Source organism: Mesorhizobium sp. dw_380 (genome assembly GCF_018588885.1).
Lineage (GTDB): Bacteria > Pseudomonadota > Alphaproteobacteria > Rhizobiales > Rhizobiaceae > Mesorhizobium.
The window spans coordinates 311,076-326,880 of record NZ_JAFFIW010000002.1 but is presented as its reverse complement, the minus strand read 5'-3'; the positions used below and the strand labels follow the sequence as shown (position 1 = coordinate 326,880).

Sequence of the window (15,805 nt, the reverse complement as noted above, 5' to 3'; positions counted from 1 at the left end):
GCTGGCCGCAACCTCGACGCCCTTCTTGCAGCGCTGGCGATTGGCGAAACCGGCGACGAGAGCGCCCCTCTCCCCGTCACTATACGGGGAGAGGATGCCGGTAGGCAGGTGAGGGGCAGCGCGGACTTCGACAATTGACGGTCCAAAGCAATTGCCCTCCAATGCCTCATGCGCCGCGCTTTGCCGCGACGCCTTGGACCAGCGCCATGCCGACCGCCAGCGACGCGGCCAGCGAGCGGAAGCCGGCGAAGTCGGATTCCACCACTTCCAGCCAACTGTCCGACAGCGGGATCAGCGGGCTGAACGTGCTGTCGGTGATGGTGACGATGCGGGCCTTGCGCTCATGCGCCACCGCGACCAGGTCGGGCGTGATCGAATTGTAGGGGCTGAAGGAGACGGCCAGCACCGCGTCCCGGCTGCCGATGCAGCCGACCTGATCGAGCGCCGAGGAGCCGACATTGTCGACCAGCACGTTGCGCACGCCCTGCTGCGAGAGCGTCAGCGACAGATAGGTGGTGACGGGAAAGGCGCGCTTGGAGCCGATGACGTAGATCAGGTCGGCGCCGGCCAGCAGCGCCACCATGTTTTCGAAACTCTCGACGTCGAAGCCGGCCTCGATGCGGCCAAGCGAAGCCTGCGAGGCGCCGACCATGCCGTGCAGGAAATGCATGGCGGCGTTCGGTTCGGTCTCGGCCCGCGGCTCGCCCCGCCCTTCCGGCCACGATCCCTTGACGTGATCCTTGAACAGGCTCTGGAAATCGGAAAAGCCGGAATAGCCGAAGATCTGGGCGAAGCGCACCAGCGTCGAAGGCTGCACGCCGGCCTGTGCCGCCACCTGCGCGATGGTGCCGAGCGCCACATCGCTCGGATGCTGCCACAGGAAGATCGCCACCTGGCGCAGCCGCTTGGGGAAATGCACCGTGCCGGACGACAGCACCGCGCGCAATTCCTCATAGGTCTGCGGCTGGGTATAGCCCAACGCCGCCAGCGAGCGCCCGCGCTTGCGCGTCGCCGCCTCGTCGGCACTGGATCGCCTGGATGATTTGCCCGCCCCACGCATGATTTCAGGCTAGCGCGATACGATCGTTTTACAATATGGAAATTGGAAATCCTGTTCGATGGTGGTATCCCCCCAACGTCGTCATCCTAGGGCGAAGCAGGAGCGGAGCTCCGTCGCGAAGACCCTAGGATCCATGCCGTGGCGGTTGTCGAGGAATGCAGCGGAAGGGAAGATTCGGCACCGTCGCAACGCCTTGAAGTCACGGCATGGATCCTGGGGTCTGCGCCGCGTCGCTGCGCTCCTTGCTCCGCCCCAGGATGACGAAACCGCTCGGAGGAGACGAACATGGTCTATGCAACATCGGATGAGACGGCGGGCAAGCGGCTGAGGGTCGGCATGGTCGGCGGCGGCCGCAATGCCTTCATTGGCGCCGTGCATCGGCTGGCCATGCGCCTCGACGACCAGATCGTTCTGGTGGCCGGCGCGCTGTCGTCGGATCCGGAGAACGCCGCCGCCTCCGCCACCGAGATCGGCATCGCGCCTGAGCGCAGCTATGCCGATTATCACTCCATGGCAAAAGCGGAAGCCGCCCGGCCTGACGGTATCGAGGCGGTCGTCATCGTCACGCCCAACCATCTGCATGCACCGATCGCCACCGCCTTCCTCGATGCCGGCATCGACGTGATCTGCGACAAGCCGCTGTCGACGACGCTGGCTGACGCCGAAGCGCTGGTGGCGCTGGCGAAGGCGAAAAAGCGCCGCTTCGTCGTCACGCTCAACAACACCGGCTATGCCATGGTGCGCCAGGCGCGCGAGATGGTGGCGGCCGGCGAACTCGGCCGGATCGTGTCGGTGCACGGCGCCTACATCCAGGATTGGCTGACGAAGCCGATCGACGCCGAGGGCCAGAAACAGGCGGAATGGCGCACCGATCCGGCGCGCGCTGGGCAGTCTGCGGTGCTGGCCGATATCGGCGTGCATGCCTTCAATCTCGCGAGCTATATTTCGGGCTGCGAGGCCGAAGCGGTGTCGGCCGACCTGTTCACCGCCGTGCCTGGACGGCGGCTCGACGACAATGCGCATGTGATGATGCGCTGGACAGGCGGAGCGCGCGGCACGATCCTGGCCAGCCAGACCTCGCCCGGCCACTACAATGACCTCTCCGTGCGCATCTACGGCGACAGAGCCGGGCTCGAATGGTCGGGCGGCCGGCCGGAGGAACTGCGCTTCTCCCGCTATGGCGAGGAAACCCGCACGCTGGTGCGCGGCGGTCATGGTTCGACGGCAGAAAGCCGGCGTGTGTCGCGCATGCCGGCGGCCCACCCCGAAGGCTATATCGAGGCCTTCGCCAATTTCTACCGCGACGCCGCCGACATCATCCGCGCGCATCGCTCGGGCGGCCCGGTCGATCCGGCACGGGCTGCGCAGGTGCCTGACGTGGTCGACGGCGCGCGCGGCGTGAAGTTCGTCGCCGCGGCGGTGGACTCCAATGCGGCGGGCGGCGCGTGGACGGCGGCAAGGTTCGAGGGATGACAGCCAATCTCCCCCCTCGTGGGGGAGATGCCCGGCAGGGCAGAGGGGGCGCGAAGGAACGCCAGCCTTTCGGCATGATCCGCTTACGCGAAGACCTTCGACGGACACAGCTGATTTGGCTGAGAGGTTGGCGGGACAGCGCCCCCCTCTGGCCTGCCGGCCATCTCCCCCTCAAGGGGGGAGATCACTGGATTTCCAGCTGCCTCGTCAGATCCGCCAGCATCGGACGCTGCCCGACAAGGATCTTGACTTCGGCCTCGGGCAAGGTGAACCAGCCCGCTCTGTCGACCTCGGGAAACGCCTTCATCGATCCCGACCGCGGCGGCCATTCCATGGTGAAACTGTTGCTCTTGATGGCCGCCACATCGATCTCGGCCCTGGCCTCGACCGACCAGGCGCTGACGATCTTGCCGCCCGGCTGCTTGTAATCGCCGAGGCGCGCGTAGCGGCCGTCGATCTTGAAGCCGAGTTCTTCTTCGGTCTCGCGTTGTGCTGCCACAAGTTCGTCCTCGTTCTCGTCGACGAGGCCCTTGGGGATCGACCAGGCGCCATCGTCCTTCTTCGCCCAGAACGGGCCGCCGGGATGAACCAGCAGCACGCTGATGTCGCCATCGATTCGACGATAGACCAGCAGGCCGGCACTGCGTTTTGCCATTTTTGCATGTCCATTCGTGGCGCTGGTGCGAGGTGGCCGATTCCCAGTCGATCACGGATGCCGATCTTGCACCGGCAAATTGCGACGCTATGTCAAACGCGTCCGCATTGCACCTCATGGGCGAGTCCGGCAATCTGGCAGTATCATTTTTCGGGGCGGCGTCGAAGGTCAGGTGAGGCGTCCGAATGCAACTGGGTCTGATCGGCTACTACAGCGACTTCGTGGTCTATCCGCTGGTGATCGCCGTGTTGGGCATAGCCGGGTTGATCGAGGCTGGCGAAGAGAGCGCGCCGGAGTGGATCGGCACGGTGCTGTTCTGTCTCGGCCTCTGGACGCTGATCGAATACGTCCTGCACCGCTTCGTGCTTCATCACATCCCTTACATCAGGGATCTGCACGACCGTCACCATGTCGAGGAGCGCAGTTCGGTGGGCACGCCGACCTGGCTCAGCCTCGGCGTTCATGCGCTGATCGCATTGCCGGTTTGGATGGTTTCCGATTTCGCGACCGCCAGCGCGGTCAGCTGCGGGCTGATGCTGGGCTATCTCTGGTACATCAGCGTCCACCACATGATCCATCACTGGCACCCCAGCCATCCGAGTTATCTCTACACGCTCAAGCGCCGGCACGCGGTGCATCACCATATCGACGACACCGCCAATTTCGGCGTGACGTCGATATTCTGGGACCGGATTTTCGGCACGGCGCGGCTCTGAACCGATTCGGGCGTGTCTCGGCCTGGCCAGCAACCCGGGGATTGTCCGCCGGACGGAAACACGGCCCGATTCCCGGGCTCGAACCGCGGTTTCGCATCGGCTTGACAAAGCCGCGCTTGCCGGTTGTTACTGCTGCCAGCCGTTTGGGCGTAGGGGACCTTTGCCGTGAAGAAGACATATGAGAAGCCGGTGCTGGTAAAGCGCGAACTGCTGTCCGTGACCGTCGCGTCGGTTATATCCCGTTGATCCGGAAGCCGTGAGGCGAGGGGCCAACTCTCCCGCGCGCTCACAGCTCCTTCTCCGCCAGTTCCCTGAATTCGTCTGGCACGGAGCGCGCTGCTTCCAGCGCCACCGTGCCGTAGCCGACCGCCTGTTTGCCGAAGCGCTCACGGATCTTGTCGATCGCGCGGTCGGCGCCGAAGCGGGCGAGGCCTTTTTGGCTGCCCGGGCGGCGTTTCTCGTCGGCAAGGCCGAGCGGCAAGTCGAGCTGCAGCTCCGCGCTTTCTTCCAGGTGCGAGACCGAGATCGCCAGCAGCGAGATCGTTTTCTCCTGGGGATGGTCGGCAAGCACACCGCGCACCAGGTCGCCCGCGATCTCGGCCAGCATGGTGGTCGCCGAGATCGGCTGTTCCAGCGTGATCGAGCGGGTGACGGCGCTGAGGTCGGCAAAGCGCACGCGCACCGTGACCGTACGCCCGGGCCGCGCCTTGGCGCGCAGCCGGCTGGCGACGCGGTCGGCCAGATGCAGCAAGGTGGGCACGATAACGCGCGCCACGGCCGGCTTCTGGCCAAGCGCTGACTGGGCGCCGGCCGAATGCGCCCGGCGCTTCGTCTCCAGCTTGCGCGGGTCGCGGTTCCACGACAGGGCGGCGAGCTTTTCGCCGACGGCCGGGCCGAGCAGCCGCGTCAGTGCTCCGCTGTGCGTCCTGGCCAGTTCGCCGATGGTCTCGATGCCGATCTCGGCCAGCCGCGCTTTGGTCGCCGGGCCGACGCCCCACATCAGGGAAACCGGCAAATCGTGCAGGAAAGCAAGTTCGGTGCCGGGGTCGACCACCACCAGCCCATCGGGCTTGGCGACCTGCGAGGCGATCTTGGCCAAGTGCTTGGTGCGGGCGACGCCGATCGAGATCGGCAGGCCAAGTTCCGCCCTCACGCGGCGGCGGATCGTCTGGGCGATCTCTTCTGGTGAGCCGAACAGATGGGTGCAGCCGGCGACATCGGCGAAGGCCTCGTCAATCGAAATGCGCTCGACCACCGGCGTGAAATCGTCAAGCACCTTGATCGCCGCGTCGCCAAGCCGCTGGTAGTGGCTGAAATTGCCGCCGACGAAGATCAGCTTCGGGCAAAGCTCGCGCGCCTTGCGCCCCGGCATGCCGCCACGCACGCCGAAGGCGCGCGCTTCATAGGAGGCGGCGAGCACGACACCGCCGCCGACCGCGATCGGCTTGCCGCGCAGCGAGGGGTCAAGCAGCTGCTCGACCGAGGCATAGAAGGCATCGAGATCGGCATGCAGGATGGTGGCTGTCGTTTCCATCCGACCGCTCATCCGCAGTTGCTGATAGATGTGAACATATAGAGAACAAAGGGTGATTGTTGTCAAGGAGGGGCGGTGGAATGCATTCAATGGCAATTGCTTCCGAATCGAAATGCTCGCTTAAACCTTCCGGGATTGGCGCTGCCCCTCATCTGGCTGCCGCCATCTTCTCCCCGTAAACGGGGAGAAGGACGCTGTCGCCGTTGGTTTCGCCAATCGCGAACGTTGCAAGGGAAGCGGTGGCGCTGCGGCCAGCTTCTTTCTCCCCGTTTACGGGGAGAAATGCCCGGCAGGGCAATGAGGGGCGGCGCCGACCTTGCAGACGAGAAGAGCGGTTCCGCTTCTCCTCCAACAGCCCCCTCAAACAATATGCTCCGCCCGCAGCGCCGCCTTCATCCGTTCCAGCGCCGGCTCGCCGCCGGCCGCCAGCTCGTCAGCGATCCGCGCCAGCTTATCGTCGGCCTTGCGATGCCTGCTGCCCCAGGCGCCGAGCGTGGCCAGCACCGGCAGAAGGTCGATGCCGGCCTCGGTGAGCCGGTAGATCGCCTTCAGCCCGTGGGTCGGGTCGTCGCTGCGGGTGAGGATGCCCTCGTCTTGAAGCGTCTGCAGCCGCTCGGCCAGCGTACGCGAGGAGATGCCTTCGTCGGACTGCAGGAATTCGCGAAAATGCTTTTTCCCGGCGAAGACCAGGTCGCGGATGATGAGCAGCGTCCAGCGATCGCCCAGCAGTTCGAGCGACAGGCTGATCGGACAGCCGGATCTTTCGCGCGTCGACATCTCAAAGGTTCCATTTTTAAATCACTTTACTATTGACATCATTTTCCTCTGATATCAATGGTTCCAAATGTAAACCAATTAATGCCGGGGCTGGCCGGACACGGGATTTCGCGGCGCCCTTCGATCACAACCGGAGAACGATGATGAAGAAGCTCATCCTTCAGATGCAGATGTCGGTCGATGGTTTTGTCGGCGCCAATGCCGACCATCACTGGCAGCTCTGGGAATGGGGTGACGACAGCCAGTGGGACGACGAGTTGAAGCGCGATTTCAACGCCGTCTTTGCCGGCATCGACACCATCCTGCTCAGCCGCAAGATGGCCGAGGAGGGCTATCTCAGCCATTGGGGCAATGCGGCGAAGAAACATCGGGCCGATCCGTTCTACGCTTTCGCCCAGCGCATCGTTGAGGCACGGAAGGTGGTGCTGAGCGACCGGCTCAAGGTTTCGCGGTGGGAACGCACGAGGGTGGCCAGCGGCGACCTGCCCCGCGAAGTCAAGGCGCTGAAGTCCGAAGGTGGCGGCGACATGGCCGTGTTCGGCGGCGCCGGCTTCGCGTCGGCGCTGATCGCGGCAGGGCTGGTCGACGAGTTCCAGCTGTTCATCAACCCGGCGGTGCTGGGCGCGGGGCGCCGCATCTTCGACCAGGGCGGCTTCCGAAACCTGCTTCTGCTCGGTTCGAAAGCCTATGCCTGCGGCATGGTGGTCAATCGCTACGCGCCGGCCGGCTGAGGCCTCGCGTTGATAAAAAGATGTTTGGGCAGAATCCTTTGCCCTGGTCTCTTCGTCTTCAAGGTGCGGTTGCCCGGCGTGGCAGCCGCGGCAATCCAGACGGAGAAAAAGCTGATGATCCTGGTGACGGGCGCCACGGGCCTGAATGGAAAAGCGATCGTGCGCGAGTTCGCGCGGCAGAAGCATGCGGTGCGGGCGCTGGTGCGCGATCTGGACCAGGCTTCGGCTGCGGGACTGGGCGAGCTGGCCGGAGTCGACCTGGTCGAGGGCGACATGAGCCGGGCGGAAACGCTGAGCTCGGCACTCGACGGCATCGATCGCGTGCTGATGATTTCGACCGCGGCCGACGACATGACGGAAACGCAGTGCCGTTTCATCGACGCCTGCAGAACGGCCGGCGTCGAGCATGTGGTGAAATTTTCCGGCGCCGAATCCAACATTGGCTACGACGCGACGAAGTTCCGCTTCACGCGCATGCATGAAGAGGTCGAGCGCTATCTGGAAGCGGCCGGCATGGCGTGGACGCATCTGCGCCCCAGCCAGTTCATGCAGGTCTATCTGCGCGACGCGCCGACCATCGCCGCCGAGGGTGCCTTCTATCTCGCGCTCGGCGAGACCGAGCTGTCGCCGGTCGATGTCGAGGACATCGCCAAGGTAGCTTTTCGCCTGCTGAGCGATGGCGGCCACGAAGGCGAGAGCCTCGACATGACCGGACCTGAGGCGCTGACGATGACCGACATCGCCGCGCGAATATCGCAAGCGATCGGCAAGCCGGTCCGCTATGTCGACATCAGCCCCGAACAGCGGCGGCGCAACCTGCTGGCCGCCGGCATTCCGGCCGGCTTCGCCGACGCGCTGGACGAGCAACTGGCGGAGCGGCGGCGGCGGCCGAAATCGCGGGTGCATCTGGCGACGCACGAGATGTTCGGCGTCAAGCCGACGCCGTTCGTCGAGTTCGCCCAGCGCCATGCGGCGATGTTCGGCGGCGTGGCCTGAGCACTCGGAAGAAAAGCGAGCGCTGCGACGTATCCTTTTTGCCCGCCCGTCCGTCCTTGGCTTTGAAGGATCGCGCAGCCTGCGATCCGCAACCAAGGGAGACCATGATGGCGAGCACCGAGAGCGAGGCAAACAAGATCCACTACGAGACGATCGCTGCCAATGCCGGCAAGCTGACCAGCCCGCAAGCGATGATCGACTTCAACGACACCCACTGGACGGCGCTGACCGGCGAACCGCGCGGCGTCGACTATATCGAGGTGGATGCCGGCGGTGTGCCGGCGATGTGGATCGCGCCGAAGGGCGCCGACGAGCAGCGGGTGTTGTTCTACGCCCATGGCGGCGGCTTCATCGGCGGCTCGATCTACACGCACCGCAAGCTGGCCGGCCATCTCGCCAAGGCCGTCGGCTGCCGGGCGCTGCTCTACGATTATCCGCTGGCGCATCAGGCGAAGCATCCGGCCCAGCTCGAGGCGGCGATGACCGCCTGGAACTGGCTCATTGACCAGGGTTTCGACCCCGGGAGCATCGTGATCGCCGGCGATTCCTGCGGCGCGGTCTTGGCCTATGGCGTCCTGCAGCGGCTGCGTGCGCAGGGGAGGTCGCTGCCCGTCGCCACGCTGATCATCTCCGGCTGGTTCGATATGGCGTTGACCGCCGCCAGCTTCGAGACCAACCGCGACAAGGACCCGGGCTTCGCCAAGGCCGGCGTCGACTGGCTGGCGGCCAATTTCATCGGCGATGCCGACCGGCGCGATCCTGAGGTCAGCCCGCTCTATGCCGACCTCTCCGGCTTTCCGCCTGTCTTCCTGCAGGCTGGCGCCGACGAGACGCTGGTCGACGAAAGCCGCATGTTCGCCGAGCGTGCGCGGCAGGCCGGCGTCGAGACGCGGCTGGATGTCTTTGACGGCATGCTGCACTCCTTCCAGATGATGGCCGGCCGGGCGCCCGAAGCCGACGATGCGATCGCTCGCCTCGCCGCCTGGGTGCGGCCGAAGCTTGGGCTCCCGGATGCCCGCAACACGACTGCGGGCGCCAAGGCGGCGTGACATGCGGCGGCTGATCGTGTCGAGTTTCGTGCTTGTGGAAGCGGTGTGCTTGCGCGATGCTGCGGTGACGCTGAGCGACGTGCCGCTATGAACCAGCAGATCCGCAGATCTCGTGAAATGGGGCAAGGCATGCAGCCGCGCCTTGACCCCGAAGGCCTGTTCGACCTGCGTTACGCCGCCTTCCTGGAGACGGTTTCGCATCTGCGCGTGCGGCTGCATCGTTATTGCGCCCGCATGACCGGTTCGGCTCTCGATGGCGAGGACGTCATGCAGGAGGCGCTGTTCGAGGCCTATCGCAAGATCGAACAGCTCGACGATGCACAGGCGTTGCGGCCCTGGCTGTTCCGCATCGCCCATAACAGGTGCATCGACTTCATCAGAAGCCGCCGCGCGCGAATGCAGGCCGAGGCCGGCTATGCCGGCGACGATATCGTGCTGCCGGTCGAGCCTGCCGGGCCGGGCGCCGGCCGCGCCATCGAGCGGCTGGTCGTGCACCTGCCGCCGAAGGAGCGCGCCTGCGTGCTGCTCAAGGATGTCTTCGACCATTCGCTGGAGGAGATCGCCGAGCTTGTCGGCTCGACGACAGGCGGCGTCAAGTCGGCGCTCAACCGCGGCCGCGCCAAGCTCGCCGCCCTGCCGGCGCAACCTGTCGCGGCGCCCGCGCACGACCCCGAACTGGAGCGGCTGCTCGGCCGCTATGTCGAACTCTTCAATGTCAGGGATTGGGACGGGGTGCGCGCGCTGACCAGCGCCGATGCGCGCCTGCGCGTCTCGGATTGCTACAACGGCCTGCTCTCCAGCTCGCCCTATTTCGTCGAGTACGAGCGCAGCGAACTGCCCTGGCGGATGCGGCCGGATGCGATCGATGGAGAGATCGTGCTGGTCGTCGACAGGCTGTATGGCGATGTCTGGCGGCCTGCCTATCTGGTGCGGATCCATGCCGATGGCGGGGTGATCGACCGCATCGCCGATTACTATGCATGTCCGTGGATCCTGGAGATGGTAGCTGCCGATGCGGAACCACCCCACCACACTCACTTGGCATCGTGAAAAATAATGCCGACGGTGTGGCGCATGCCTGAGCGTAGGCGGCTGACGCCGTGGCGCAAATTGACGCGGTAATTGCCTTTCGTTCCCTGCACCGGCCGGTTGTGGACGGCGAAGGCGGCGGCGTCGCCCTGGCGCAGCGGCACCACTTCGACCCGGCTCTGCATGCGCGGCCGCTGTTCGGTCAACGCAAACTCGCCGCCGGTGAAATCCTTGCCAGGTTCGGAGAGCAGGATTGCCACCTGCAGCGGGAAGGCGAGGTCGCCGTAGAGATCCTGGTGCAGGCAGTTGAAGTCGCCGGGGACATATTGCAGCAGCAGCGGCGTCGGCCGGGTCTGGCCGGCAGCATGGCATTGTTCGAGAAACTCGCCATGCGTGGCGGGATAACGCATGGCGAGCCCCATGCGCTCGTTCCACCGGTTGGCGACCTCGGCCAGCCTGGGGTAGAGCGCGCTGCGCAGGCCACCGATGAGATCGGGCAAGGGATAGCGGAAGTAGCGGTACTCGCCCTTGCCGAAACCGTGCCTGGCCATGTGGATGTGACTGCGGAAATGTTGTTCGTCGGGGTAGAGGCCGGCGATCTGCCGGCATTCCTGCGGCGAGAGCAGCTTTTCCATCACCGCGCAGCCGAAGCCGTCGAGTTCGGCGGTCAGAGCTGGCCAGTCGTAAGCGGCGACGCGTCTCTCGGCGGCTTCCACCGCCGATGCGGCAACCTTGGCGTGGGCGTTCATTACAGGGCCTCCTTGTCGAGCAGTGCGCGCTTGCATTCGATGCCCCAGCGGTAGCCCGACAGCGTGCCATCGGCGCGGACAACCCGGTGGCAGGGAATGCCGAGCGCGATGGCGTTGGCGGCGCAGGCCGTCGCCACGGCGCGGGCGCCGCCGGGCTGGCCGAGGCGCCGGGCAAGCGCGGTGTAGGTGATGGTGGCGCCGCGCGGGATGGCGCGCAGCACCCCCCACACCCGTTGCTGGAACGGCGTGCCATGGCTGACGTCGAGCGGCAGGTCGAGGCCGGCGGCGGGTGTTTCGACGAAGCGCTCGATCGCGGCGAGATCGTCGCTCAAAGCAGGTTCGTCTTCGATCAGAATCCTGCCGGGGAAGCGGTCGGCGAGATCCTGCTCCAAAGTTCCGGTGTCGGAGCCGATCAGGATGGCGCAGACGCCAACGAGGCTGCGCGCCGCCAGGATGTTGCCGATCGCGGATTTGCCGACGGCATAGGTGATGGTATCGAAGGCGGCAGCTCTGGAGGCTGACGCCGGCACTTGGGTTTGCATGAGGTTCATTGGCTTTCTCCTTCTGTGTGCCTGAACGCTAGTTCCCTGCCTTTGGTCCCTCACTCCGATGCTTGCTTTCAAATTCAAATCTCCTGAACAGGCGAAGTAAGCGCTCTACGGCGCCCCCCTCTGTCCTGCCGGACATCTCCCCCACGGGTGGGGAGATTGGCTGTCATCGCGGCCTTCGCCAATTTCCAACGTTGCAAGAATAAATGGGGCGCCGAAGTTGCCAATCTCCCCCCTTGAGGGGGAGATGTCCGGCAGGACAGAGGGGGGCGTCGCAGGGTGCTGATTTTTCAATGGTAGCCCGGGATGATGCTCATCCAACACGCGTCACGGACACCTCGCCCAGCACGAACACCTCGCCGGTCAGCATCCGCAGTTCGATCTCGCCGGTGGCGGCGTGGTTCCACTCAGCTTTACCCTCATCGACAAGCTCGCTCATGGCGGCCATAACCCAGGACTTCGCCTCTTGAGCGCGGTTGCCGGCGGCGGACGTGCGGGCTGTCCCATCAGTAGTGACATGAGACCTTGCCATCGCGCGCATGCTGGTGCCCGTCAGCTCCGCGCGGATTGATAAGCGCTGTCGGGCGCGTTCGATCCACCCGCCTCGCGGTCGAGCAGCGCGCGCTTGCGCTCGGCACCCCAGGCGTAGCCGGACAGCGCGCCGTCCTTGCGGATCACGCGGTGGCAAGGAATGGCGATGGCGAGATTGTTGGCGGCGCAGGCGGCGGCGACGGCGCGGGTCGCCTTCGGCGCGCCGATGCGTTGCGCGATTTCGGCATAGGAAACCGTGCCGCCGACCGGGATGTCCCGCAAGGCCTGCCAGACGCGCTGCTGGAACGCCGTTCCGCGCACGTCGAGCGGGAGGTCGAGGCCGAGCCGTGGGGCCTCGACGAAGCCGACCACGCGGGCGACCAGCGCCTCGTAATCGCGGTCGCCGCCGATCAGCCGCGCCTTGGGGAAACGGTCCTGCAGGTCACGCACCAGCGCGTCGGGGTCGTCGCCAAGCAGGATCGAGGCAACGCCCTTCCGGCTCGACGCCACCAGAATAGTGCCGAGCGAGGATTCGCCGACGGCGAAGCGGATTTCTTCACTGGCACCGCCGGCGCGGTAGCGCGTCGGCGTCATGCCGAGCATGCCGGTGGACTTCTCGTAGAACCGCCCGCTCGAATTGAAGCCGGCGTCGTAGATGGCGGACGTCACGCTGGCGCCGTCCTCAAGGCCCTGGCGGACCTTGGCGGCGCGGTGCGCGGTGGCATAGTCCTTCGGCGTCAGTCCGGTGATCGCCTTGAAGATACGATGGAAATAGCCGGCGCTGCGGCCGGCGGCGTCAGCCAGCTCGGCGAGCGACGGCTCTTCCTCACTCTGCTCGATCCTGCGGCAGGCATCGGCGACCATGGCGGCATTGCCGGCCTCGAGCGAGGGGCCGTCCGGATTGCAGCGCCGGCACGGGCGGAAACCGGTCGCTCTGGCGTGATCCAGCGTGTCGTGCAACTGCACATTCCCGGGATTGGCGCGGCGCGACGGACAGGATGGCCGGCAATAGACGCCGGTCGTCGCCACAGAATACCAGAATTCTCCATCGGCCGATTTGTCGCGTGCGACGATGCGCGCCCAGCGCGGATCATCGGTGACCGGCAGCGGCGTGGATTTCAGATTTTTGGCCAGAGTGATGAACATGGCCGCATTGAAGCCGCTAGAAGCCGGTCCCGCCACCCGTTTCCTGCCAAGTGTCAGGAGGGGGAAGCTTGACCTACGTTCGAGATGGTAAACCAGCGCGGGCTGAGAATGGCTCTGCGCGTTCTTTTCCCAATTTGGGAATTGCCTCTTGTTCCCAATTTGGGAAGTTGTTATATCTGGCCATGCAGATAATTGCCAAGAAAGCGCTGAAGGACTTTTGGGCCAAGCACAATCAGGCCGAAGCTCCTTTGACGGCTTGGTATGTGGCTGTCGGTAATGCCGATTGGAAGACTCCGACCGACATCAAGGACGCATTTGGAGCGACCGTCGATTTCGTGGGCGACAATCGCGTCATTTTCGATATTGGCGGCAATAAGTACCGCTTGATTGTCCATGTCGCGTACAAATTTCACCGCGTTCTGATCAAATTCGTCGGGACACACAAAGAGTATGACAAGATTGATCCGGAGAAAGTGTGATGGAAAACATTCGACCCATTAAGACCGAAGCCGATTACGATTGGGCGATTGCCGAAATCACCAGATATTTCGAGAATGAGCCGGAGGTCGGCTCTCTCGACGGTGACCGCTTCGACGTTCTCGCAACTCTGATCGAGGCTTATGAGGATAAGCACTATCCCATTGAAGCACCCGATCCCGTTGAAGCCATTCATTCGCACATGCAACTGTTCAACCTGTCGCGAAAGGCCCTGGCGGAGGTGATCGGGTCGTCGCCCCGGGCGACCGAGGTGCTGAACAGAAAGCGGGCTCTCACCCTCGATATGGTCTTCAAACTGAACAAGGAATGGCACATCCCTGCCGACATCCTCGTGCAGCCCTATCACCTCGCAAATGACGGGAGCCGCAAGCGGGCCTGAGCCGTTTCGCAGCGACGGGGAAAGCTGCGCGCTTTGGCGACATGCACGGGCTCTCCTACGCCGCGCGTTTAGGCTCCACCGCGAACGGGCTGAGGCCGAGCCAGGTCTGCATCTTCCTGCCGATCGCCTGGTCGCCGGTCAGGGTGACCTTCGCGCCGGCCTTCTCGACCGTCAGCACCCCCATCCAGATCGCCGTCATCGTGTGCAGGTCGGTCGAGACGTAGAGGTCGACGTCGAAGCCCGGATCGTACCAGCACAGATCGACCTCGCCGTGCTTCTCGACGATCAGCCACCACGAACGTTTGGACACCGGAAGCTCCTGATACAGGAATTGTATCACCGTGCGGCCCTCGGGTAGTGGCGAGGGGTTCAGATTGCGCCGCATGTCCCACATCAACAGCGACGGATCGAGGTTCTTGAGCGACAGCCGGGATTCGACCCATTTCTGCCCCCAGAAGCCCATCGCCTCGACCACGGGGCGCAAATCGCGGCCGGCCTCGGTCAGCTGGTAGTCGAAAATCCCCCGCTCGCCCGGCACTTCCTTGCGTTCGACGATGCCGGCCAATTCAAGCTCCTTCAGCCGTTGCGACAGAAGGCTTGGTGACATTTTGGGGACGCCGCGGCGCAGGTCGTTGAAGCGGGTCGAGCCGGCCACAAGCTCGCGCATCAGCACCATCGTCCAGCGGGTGCACAGCACCTCGGCGGCCATCGATAGCGGGCAGAACTGTTTGTATCCGTGCTGGGCCATGATCGGTGTCTCTCCCTCGAAGCTGGGGCGAACATTAGCCCTTCGCGAATGAAGCGGCGAGTACAGAAACTGTACCGGCCCAGTACAGATCGCGGACTGGTTGGCGGAAGCCGTGTCGTGCGAGCCCTTTGGCCGGACGCACCGGGACACCTCGGTGCGCCGCAACCAGGAGACTCCCTATGACCGCATACGTCATCGCAGACATCAAGATAAACGACCCGCAATGGGTGCCGGCCTACGCCGCTTCGGTGCATGACCTCGTCCACAAGCATGGCGGCAGATATCTGTCGCGCAGCGGCAATGTGAAGACGCTTGAGGGCAAGCCGCTCGACACCACGCTGATCGCCTTGATGGCGTTCCCGTCGGAAGCCGAGGCGCGCGCCTTCACCAACGATCCGGCCTACGCGCCTTTCGTCTCGGCCCGTCAGGACGGCAGCGACAGCCGTTTCCAGCTGATCGACAACACCGATCTGGCCGGAACGATCCCATATCTGCCGAAGGGATGACCCGTCCCGGCATTCGTCGCATCGGGATTTTCGAGCAACAACAGCCACAGCCCTTGCCTGCAGGGCCTCCGTGTTTTCGGCGGCCTGCCAGCTGTGCCTTTTCAAGAAGAATGGAATCGATATGACATCAAACTTTCGCAACAGGCTCCTCATGGCGGGGGCCATGCTTGCCGCCTGCGCCACCTTCGCGCAGGCGCACCAGGAAGCGGCCGACGCCGCGTCCGGTCCCAATCCACTGGCCGACAAGGTGCGGGCCGCCAACAGCCGGTTTCTCGACGTCAAGGCGGCGACAGCCGAGGGCTATGCGCCCATTCCCTGCGCCAGCGGCATCACCGGCGGCGCCATGGGCATCCACTACGTCAACGGCCAGTATCTGAAGGACGACAAGATCGACATCGCCCGTCCCGAAGCGGTGATGTACGAGCCGATGGCCGACGGCACGCTGAAGCTGGTGGCGGTCGAATACATCACCTCGAAGGGGCCGGCATCGCTGGATGGCCAGCTGTTCAACTTCAACAGCGCGCCCAACCGCTATGGCCTGGGTGAATTCTACGAGCTGCACGTCTGGGCCTGGAAGGGCAACCCGACCGGCACCTTTGCCGACATGAACCCGAAAGTGTCGTGCGAGCACACGATGGCGCCGAGCCAGTAGGCAATGTGGCCAGGCGGCGCCAAGGCCG

19 protein-coding genes are annotated in these 15,805 nt (G+C 64.6%); 10 read left to right on the top strand and 9 right to left on the bottom strand.

Features of this window, described 5'->3' with window-relative positions; translation table 11 throughout:
• Positions 1-166: 166 nt before the first annotated feature.
• Positions 167-1,060 (bottom strand): MurR/RpiR family transcriptional regulator, encoded by an 894-nt coding sequence (locus JT360_RS03255; protein WP_214470097.1) that lies wholly within the window; start codon positions 1,058-1,060, stop codon positions 167-169.
• Between the two features lie 285 nt (positions 1,061-1,345).
• Here JT360_RS03255 and JT360_RS03250 point away from each other — a divergent pair, with 285 nt between their 5' ends.
• Entirely contained in the window at positions 1,346-2,533 is a 1,188-nt protein-coding gene (locus JT360_RS03250) for a Gfo/Idh/MocA family protein (protein WP_214470096.1), read from the top strand.
• Positions 2,534-2,717: 184 nt separating this feature from the next.
• On the opposite strand, the gene JT360_RS03245 is transcribed toward JT360_RS03250, so the two are convergent.
• Entirely contained in the window at positions 2,718-3,188 is a 471-nt protein-coding gene (locus JT360_RS03245; RefSeq protein WP_214470095.1) for an NUDIX hydrolase, read from the bottom strand.
• 185 nt (positions 3,189-3,373) lie between these two features.
• Here JT360_RS03245 and JT360_RS03240 point away from each other — a divergent pair, with 185 nt between their 5' ends.
• Positions 3,374-3,904, top strand: coding sequence for a sterol desaturase family protein (locus JT360_RS03240; RefSeq protein ID WP_214470094.1), 531 nt, complete (start codon positions 3,374-3,376; stop codon positions 3,902-3,904).
• 286 nt (positions 3,905-4,190) lie between these two features.
• Here the strand turns inward: JT360_RS03240 and dinB are convergent, their stop codons facing one another.
• A complete protein-coding gene (dinB, locus tag JT360_RS03235) occupies positions 4,191-5,438 on the bottom strand; it encodes a DNA polymerase IV (protein WP_214470093.1) in 1,248 nt (415 codons plus the stop codon).
• Between the two features lie 360 nt (positions 5,439-5,798).
• Entirely contained in the window at positions 5,799-6,215 is a 417-nt protein-coding gene (locus tag JT360_RS03230; protein WP_214470092.1) for a winged helix-turn-helix transcriptional regulator, read from the bottom strand.
• Positions 6,216-6,358: 143 nt separating this feature from the next.
• Here JT360_RS03230 and JT360_RS03225 point away from each other — a divergent pair, with 143 nt between their 5' ends.
• The 4 genes from JT360_RS03225 to JT360_RS03210 all read left to right on the top strand — a co-directional run bounded on the left by JT360_RS03225 (position 6,359) and on the right by JT360_RS03210 (position 10,041).
• The gene (locus JT360_RS03225) at positions 6,359-6,946 is read left to right on the top strand and encodes a dihydrofolate reductase family protein (RefSeq protein WP_214470091.1); all 588 of its coding nucleotides are present in this window, start codon (positions 6,359-6,361) and stop codon (positions 6,944-6,946) included.
• Between the two features lie 114 nt (positions 6,947-7,060).
• Positions 7,061-7,942, top strand: a complete 882-nt coding sequence (locus JT360_RS03220; RefSeq protein ID WP_214470090.1) for an SDR family oxidoreductase — start codon at positions 7,061-7,063, stop codon at positions 7,940-7,942.
• 107 nt (positions 7,943-8,049) lie between these two features.
• Positions 8,050-8,991, top strand: a complete 942-nt coding sequence (locus tag JT360_RS03215) for an alpha/beta hydrolase (RefSeq protein WP_214470089.1) — start codon at positions 8,050-8,052, stop codon at positions 8,989-8,991.
• A 129-nt stretch (positions 8,992-9,120) separates the two neighbouring features.
• Positions 9,121-10,041: a sigma-70 family RNA polymerase sigma factor gene (locus JT360_RS03210; protein ID WP_250888580.1), complete on the top strand. Its 921-nt coding sequence runs from the start codon at positions 9,121-9,123 to the stop codon at positions 10,039-10,041.
• Here the strand turns inward: JT360_RS03210 and JT360_RS03205 are convergent.
• From JT360_RS03205 to ada, 4 genes are all read right to left on the bottom strand, one after another.
• A complete protein-coding gene (locus tag JT360_RS03205) occupies positions 10,026-10,769 on the bottom strand; it encodes a 2OG-Fe(II) oxygenase (protein ID WP_214470087.1) in 744 nt (247 codons plus the stop codon). The two genes, JT360_RS03210 and JT360_RS03205, sit on opposite strands and share 16 nt — an antisense overlap.
• On the bottom strand, positions 10,769-11,320 hold the full coding sequence (locus JT360_RS03200) for a methylated-DNA--[protein]-cysteine S-methyltransferase (protein WP_214470086.1): 552 nt from the start codon (positions 11,318-11,320) through the stop codon (positions 10,769-10,771). The genes JT360_RS03205 and JT360_RS03200 overlap by 1 nt, the downstream gene beginning before the upstream one ends.
• A 310-nt stretch (positions 11,321-11,630) precedes the next feature.
• A complete protein-coding gene (locus JT360_RS33945; protein WP_284731527.1) occupies positions 11,631-11,756 on the bottom strand; it encodes a hypothetical protein in 126 nt (41 codons plus the stop codon).
• 113 nt (positions 11,757-11,869) lie between these two features.
• Complete coding sequence (ada, locus tag JT360_RS03190; RefSeq protein WP_214470084.1) at positions 11,870-12,994, bottom strand: bifunctional DNA-binding transcriptional regulator/O6-methylguanine-DNA methyltransferase Ada; 1,125 nt, start codon at positions 12,992-12,994, stop codon at positions 11,870-11,872.
• A gap of 182 nt (positions 12,995-13,176) precedes the next feature.
• On the opposite strand from ada, the gene JT360_RS03185 reads away from it, so the two are divergent.
• Positions 13,177-13,473 carry a type II toxin-antitoxin system HigB family toxin gene (locus JT360_RS03185; protein ID WP_214470114.1) on the top strand — a complete coding sequence of 99 codons (297 nt, stop codon included), beginning with the start codon at positions 13,177-13,179 and terminating at the stop codon, positions 13,471-13,473.
• On the top strand, positions 13,473-13,871 hold the full coding sequence (locus tag JT360_RS03180) for a helix-turn-helix domain-containing protein (protein ID WP_214470083.1): 399 nt from the start codon (positions 13,473-13,475) through the stop codon (positions 13,869-13,871). The genes JT360_RS03185 and JT360_RS03180 overlap by 1 nt, the downstream gene beginning before the upstream one ends.
• A 55-nt stretch (positions 13,872-13,926) precedes the next feature.
• On the opposite strand, the gene JT360_RS03175 is transcribed toward JT360_RS03180, so the two are convergent.
• Positions 13,927-14,619, bottom strand: coding sequence for a winged helix-turn-helix transcriptional regulator (locus JT360_RS03175; protein ID WP_214470082.1), 693 nt, complete (start codon positions 14,617-14,619; stop codon positions 13,927-13,929).
• A 179-nt stretch (positions 14,620-14,798) separates the two neighbouring features.
• On the opposite strand from JT360_RS03175, the gene JT360_RS03170 reads away from it, so the two are divergent.
• The gene (locus JT360_RS03170; protein WP_214470081.1) at positions 14,799-15,125 is read left to right on the top strand and encodes a DUF1330 domain-containing protein; all 327 of its coding nucleotides are present in this window, start codon (positions 14,799-14,801) and stop codon (positions 15,123-15,125) included.
• 121 nt (positions 15,126-15,246) lie between these two features.
• Positions 15,247-15,777, top strand: coding sequence for a hypothetical protein (locus JT360_RS03165; RefSeq protein ID WP_250888579.1), 531 nt, complete (start codon positions 15,247-15,249; stop codon positions 15,775-15,777).
• The last annotated feature ends 28 nt before the right edge of the window (positions 15,778-15,805 follow it).

Excerpts from the sequence above, each read along its gene's own strand:
- JT360_RS03255 (WP_214470097.1), bottom strand. The coding sequence starts at position 1,060 with ATGCGTGGGGCGGGCAAATCATCCAGGCGATCCAGTGCCGACGAGGCG.
- JT360_RS03250 (WP_214470096.1), top strand. The coding sequence starts at position 1,346 with ATGGTCTATGCAACATCGGATGAGACGGCGGGCAAGCGGCTGAGGGTC.
- JT360_RS03245 (WP_214470095.1), bottom strand. The coding sequence starts at position 3,188 with ATGGCAAAACGCAGTGCCGGCCTGCTGGTCTATCGTCGAATCGATGGC.
- JT360_RS03240 (WP_214470094.1), top strand. The coding sequence starts at position 3,374 with ATGCAACTGGGTCTGATCGGCTACTACAGCGACTTCGTGGTCTATCCG.
- dinB (WP_214470093.1), bottom strand. The coding sequence starts at position 5,438 with ATGGAAACGACAGCCACCATCCTGCATGCCGATCTCGATGCCTTCTAT.
- JT360_RS03230 (WP_214470092.1), bottom strand. The coding sequence starts at position 6,215 with ATGTCGACGCGCGAAAGATCCGGCTGTCCGATCAGCCTGTCGCTCGAA.
- JT360_RS03225 (WP_214470091.1), top strand. The coding sequence starts at position 6,359 with ATGAAGAAGCTCATCCTTCAGATGCAGATGTCGGTCGATGGTTTTGTC.
- JT360_RS03220 (WP_214470090.1), top strand. The coding sequence starts at position 7,061 with ATGATCCTGGTGACGGGCGCCACGGGCCTGAATGGAAAAGCGATCGTG.
- JT360_RS03215 (WP_214470089.1), top strand. The coding sequence starts at position 8,050 with ATGGCGAGCACCGAGAGCGAGGCAAACAAGATCCACTACGAGACGATC.
- JT360_RS03210 (WP_250888580.1), top strand. The coding sequence starts at position 9,121 with ATGCAGCCGCGCCTTGACCCCGAAGGCCTGTTCGACCTGCGTTACGCC.
- JT360_RS03205 (WP_214470087.1), bottom strand. The coding sequence starts at position 10,769 with ATGAACGCCCACGCCAAGGTTGCCGCATCGGCGGTGGAAGCCGCCGAG.
- JT360_RS03200 (WP_214470086.1), bottom strand. The coding sequence starts at position 11,320 with ATGAACCTCATGCAAACCCAAGTGCCGGCGTCAGCCTCCAGAGCTGCC.
- JT360_RS33945 (WP_284731527.1), bottom strand. The coding sequence starts at position 11,756 with ATGAGCGAGCTTGTCGATGAGGGTAAAGCTGAGTGGAACCACGCCGCC.
- ada (WP_214470084.1), bottom strand. The coding sequence starts at position 12,994 with ATGTTCATCACTCTGGCCAAAAATCTGAAATCCACGCCGCTGCCGGTC.
- JT360_RS03185 (WP_214470114.1), top strand. The coding sequence starts at position 13,177 with ATGCAGATAATTGCCAAGAAAGCGCTGAAGGACTTTTGGGCCAAGCAC.
- JT360_RS03180 (WP_214470083.1), top strand. The coding sequence starts at position 13,473 with ATGGAAAACATTCGACCCATTAAGACCGAAGCCGATTACGATTGGGCG.
- JT360_RS03175 (WP_214470082.1), bottom strand. The coding sequence starts at position 14,619 with ATGGCCCAGCACGGATACAAACAGTTCTGCCCGCTATCGATGGCCGCC.
- JT360_RS03170 (WP_214470081.1), top strand. The coding sequence starts at position 14,799 with ATGACCGCATACGTCATCGCAGACATCAAGATAAACGACCCGCAATGG.
- JT360_RS03165 (WP_250888579.1), top strand. The coding sequence starts at position 15,247 with ATGACATCAAACTTTCGCAACAGGCTCCTCATGGCGGGGGCCATGCTT.